At 45.9% G+C, this 3656-nt stretch carries 5 protein-coding genes; 3 read left to right on the top strand and 2 right to left on the bottom strand.

Annotation, left to right across the window (positions count from 1 at the left end; genetic code table 11):
* The 3 genes from ymgI to E0D98_RS22335 form a co-directional block, all read left to right on the top strand.
* A partial coding sequence (ymgI, locus tag E0D98_RS22345) for a protein YmgI (protein ID WP_131891046.1) occupies positions 1 to 131 on the top strand: 131 nt, incomplete at its 5' end.
* A 1-nt stretch (position 132) separates the two neighbouring features.
* A complete protein-coding gene (locus tag E0D98_RS22340; RefSeq protein ID WP_000726974.1) occupies positions 133 to 477 on the top strand; it encodes a YMGG-like glycine zipper-containing protein in 345 nt (114 codons plus the stop codon).
* A 3-nt stretch (positions 478 to 480) separates the two neighbouring features.
* The gene (locus tag E0D98_RS22335) at positions 481 to 816 is read left to right on the top strand and encodes a YmgD family protein (RefSeq protein WP_000979977.1); all 336 of its coding nucleotides are present in this window, start codon (positions 481 to 483) and stop codon (positions 814 to 816) included.
* A gap of 56 nt (positions 817 to 872) precedes the next feature.
* Here the strand turns inward: E0D98_RS22335 and E0D98_RS22330 are convergent, their stop codons facing one another.
* Together E0D98_RS22330 and E0D98_RS28560 are read right to left on the bottom strand one after the other, a co-directional pair.
* Complete coding sequence (locus E0D98_RS22330) at positions 873 to 3194, bottom strand: autotransporter outer membrane beta-barrel domain-containing protein (RefSeq protein WP_001297680.1); 2322 nt, start codon at positions 3192 to 3194, stop codon at positions 873 to 875.
* A gap of 116 nt (positions 3195 to 3310) precedes the next feature.
* Positions 3311 to 3520, bottom strand: a complete 210-nt coding sequence (locus E0D98_RS28560; protein ID WP_001297677.1) for a hypothetical protein — start codon at positions 3518 to 3520, stop codon at positions 3311 to 3313.
* Positions 3521 to 3656: the final 136 nt, after the last annotated feature.

Raw genomic sequence — 3656 nt, 5'->3', positions numbered from 1 at the left:
ACATAATTCCTATCATCACAGCCACGCTCATTTTGAATTATCTGAATAATAGCGAGCGTTCTTTAGTTAAGCAGATCTTAATTGAAGACGAAATTATTGTGTGTGCAACTTACTTAATACCGGACATCTAAGTTGAAGAAAAAAATACTTGCCTTCGGGCTTATCTCAGCATTGTTCTGCTCCACGCCAGCGATGGCGGATATGAATCGCACCACGAAAGGTGCATTGCTAGGCGCAGGCGTTGGTTTACTTACTGGCAATGGTGTTAATGGCGTACTGAAAGGTGCAGCTGTTGGCGCTGGTGTTGGTGCAGTAACAGAAAAAGGCCGCGACGGTAAAAATGCGCGTAAAGGTGCAAAAGTAGGTGCCGCCGTTGGTGCTGTCACTGGCGTTCTGACCGGCAATGGCCTCGAAGGGGCGATTAAAGGTGCCGTGATTGGCGGTACGGGTGGTGCAATTCTGGGTAAAATGAAATAAGGAATGATGATGAAAAAATTTGCTTTACTGGCGGGCCTGTTTGTTTTCGCACCAATGACCTGGGCGCAGGACTACAATATTAAAAACGGTTTGCCGTCAGAAACCTATATTACTTGCGCAGAAGCCAACGAAATGGCAAAAACTGACAGCGCACAGGTTGCAGAAATTGTTGCGGTAATGGGTAATGCCAGCGTTGCCAGCCGTGATTTAAAAATTGAGCAATCTCCGGAACTGAGCGCCAAAGTGGTAGAAAAACTGAATCAGGTTTGCGCTAAAGACCCGCAAATGCTGTTGATCACGGCAATTGATGACACCATGCGTGCTATCGGCAAAAAATAATATTTCATATGTACCGCGTCGATGAATACGACGCGGTTTTTTAGCTAACGGCGGGATCAGAACTTATATTTCAGGCCCACCATCACTGCGGTGTCATTGTAGCCATTATCACCCAGCTGCACGCCCACATTCCCCCAGACGCTGGCCGCTGGATTCAGGTTGCCATTTACGCCAAGTTTAATTTCCCCCAAATTACTCGCCCCATCTTGTTCGACTTTCACACCGTTCATTGAGACAGCAAAATCTTTACTGTTATGGATCCAGTTCATTTCAACAAAAGGTTCAAAGTCGTCACCGTGCGGACCGCTGTTTTTCTCCTGAGTACGAATAAAGGTGCGGAAACCAAGTCGGGTCTGGATGTTGTTATTTGCGTCATTCTCAATACGTGAGCCATTGGCTTCGGTGTGCGCATTATGATCGACGCCCATCCAGATAGCCTGTGCCTGTGGCTGGAATATCCACGTGTATTTCGCCGCTTCCAGACCAAAGGATTTATTCAGGGCAAAGCCGTAACCCGCTTCCAGCGAGACGGTTGCGCCTTTCGCACTATAGGATTCATAGGCTAATTCATCCCCTTTCACCGAGTTTTTAAACCAGCTATATTGCGCCCAGGCGTCAATGTATGCGCCTTTTTTACTGATGTCATCGGCAAACCAAGTGGCATACAGCCCTGCGCAATAGCCTCTGACACTCCCTTTCGAACGATAATCCGACACGCTGGAATGAGTTGAGTTGTAGTCGCGGGCATAACCAGCCATCACTCCCAAACGCCAACTGTCACTGTCGGTAAAACCACCGGTTAACAGCTCGGCCCCTAACTGCGAGACGTAGCGATGCGAGGTCGTTCTCAACTGTCCGTTGCTGTCACGCCAGGCATTATGCCCGCCAATTTGACGTAGCCAAAGTCGGCTTGAACGCTCCTGTTCAGTTACAGGATCGATGTAGCGCATTTCACCCGCACGGTCGTTCAGACGCATAACAAAAAGAGTGTTAGCGGCTGCCAGGTTGGCGACGTAACTTCCAGCTTCGAGGCGCAGGACGGGGGTAGGCGCAACAGTAGGCGCTGAACTTCCTCCGGAGTTTGTTTCACCGCCGCTCGTTGCCTGGAAGTTAGTCAGATACCAGTTTTTATTGGTCGCTTCGGTATTACCTCGGGTTAATGAATATTCGTAGGCACCGGCGAAAATCCTCGAATCCTTAATAAATTCCCCATTTGATTCCCCCTCAACGCTGATAATCTCTATCCCATTTAACGTGTAAGCTCCGCTGCCTCCTGCATTGGTAACTTTAACTCGGGTTGTTCCAGAGGTATTTCCATCAATAACGACTTTATCCGTAGCTGAATTATCATCACCCAATTCAGTTCTGAGATGCAATACGCCATTATTACCAACGTAATTTTCAGTTATTGTTAATCTTGTTGGTTCGACATCCCGTCCATCTGCCCGGGAAATATAGACCGTACTATTATCAACCGTGAGGTTGCTCACCGTTGAGTCAGCTTTAATATCCCAGGTACTATTATCTGAAAGCGACAGATAGGTATGAGTGTTAACATCTGTTGAAATATTAGCTGAACCCGTTATTTTTGAATTAGTTGCATCGACGGTCAAATGACCTTTAATATTATTGATAAAAACATCTGCAGCCGATGATACCTCACTATCCGTAATGGTCACGTTACTCGTCTCATTTTTATGGTAGAGGATTTCATTTGCTGACCGTAGTGAGCTACCAGATAAAATATCTACCGTTGCTTCCTGACCATTTATGGAAGACTCCAGCACAATTCCAGACCCCTGATGCGCGACTGCAGATGTATTTTTCAGCGTCACCGTGCCGCCATTATAAATTTTAGCAGTCGCGGCGTCAGGACCCGTTGTATAAATTTCTCCCTGGTTAAATGAAACTGTCCCCTGGCGGGCAGCGATGGCATGAGCATTGTCCCCATGCGTGGTGATATCAACATCGGTTAATGTAACGCTGGCATTGGTATAATCAAGCGTGTCACCAGCCTTGACGACAGTGCCATTAGCGTACGCGGCATAACTTTCTGTTCCGTGGGTTGTGATCTCCCCTTTTGCCATATCCAGTTTTGCTATGGCATTATTTTCATTACTTCCTGTATCGGTAGTACTTTCTTCATCAAGAGAAGATACACACGCACGCGCGCTTCCGGGAGATGCACACGCAAGAACGCCGACTGCGTGATTACCCGCAGTAACAATAAATGTATCATCTCCGTCAGAAAAAGAGGGGGTAACCGAACCGTCAGAGTTGACTCTTATTATGGTGTCAGTATTCAGGTTTCCACTCGTTTGACTTAGCAAACCAATTGAGTAATCCCCCGTTATGACAATCGTGTTTTTACCCTGCAAAATAACAGCACCGCCAAATTCACTTACGATTGCGCTAGCTGTTAATGCTGTGCTTAGAGGACTATTGTCAGAAGGATATAAACCGCCCGTTGTTACAATGACGCCATTGTTAATGGTTAACTTGCTACCCTCTCCTGCAACGGATACCCGTAACTTCCATTACCCGTTGTTATAACTAGCGCATTATCAATATCTTTTACTTTTCCATCTTTTATTGCCACAGCATGTTTATATTCATCGTGCTGAATAAACTGTTCAGCATATGCATTACCCACCGCCAGAGCAATAAGTCCCAAACTAAACCCGGAGAGTTTTTTCAGTTTCATAGATTAACCATCCATTCATTGGATTAACAAACATTCCTGGTCAAATAACCTATGCGTTCAGATTACCAAAACGGAGGGTAAAGACAAAAACAAAAGCACAAAAAATTTAAATAGATAAACAGCGACAATATATAAA

Origin of the sequence: Escherichia sp. KCJ4928, assembly GCF_004352695.1 — a bacterium.
GTDB lineage: Bacteria > Pseudomonadota > Gammaproteobacteria > Enterobacterales > Enterobacteriaceae > ECMA0423.
Note: the sequence above shows the minus strand (reverse complement) of the source record. Positions and strands in the feature narration are given on the sequence as shown.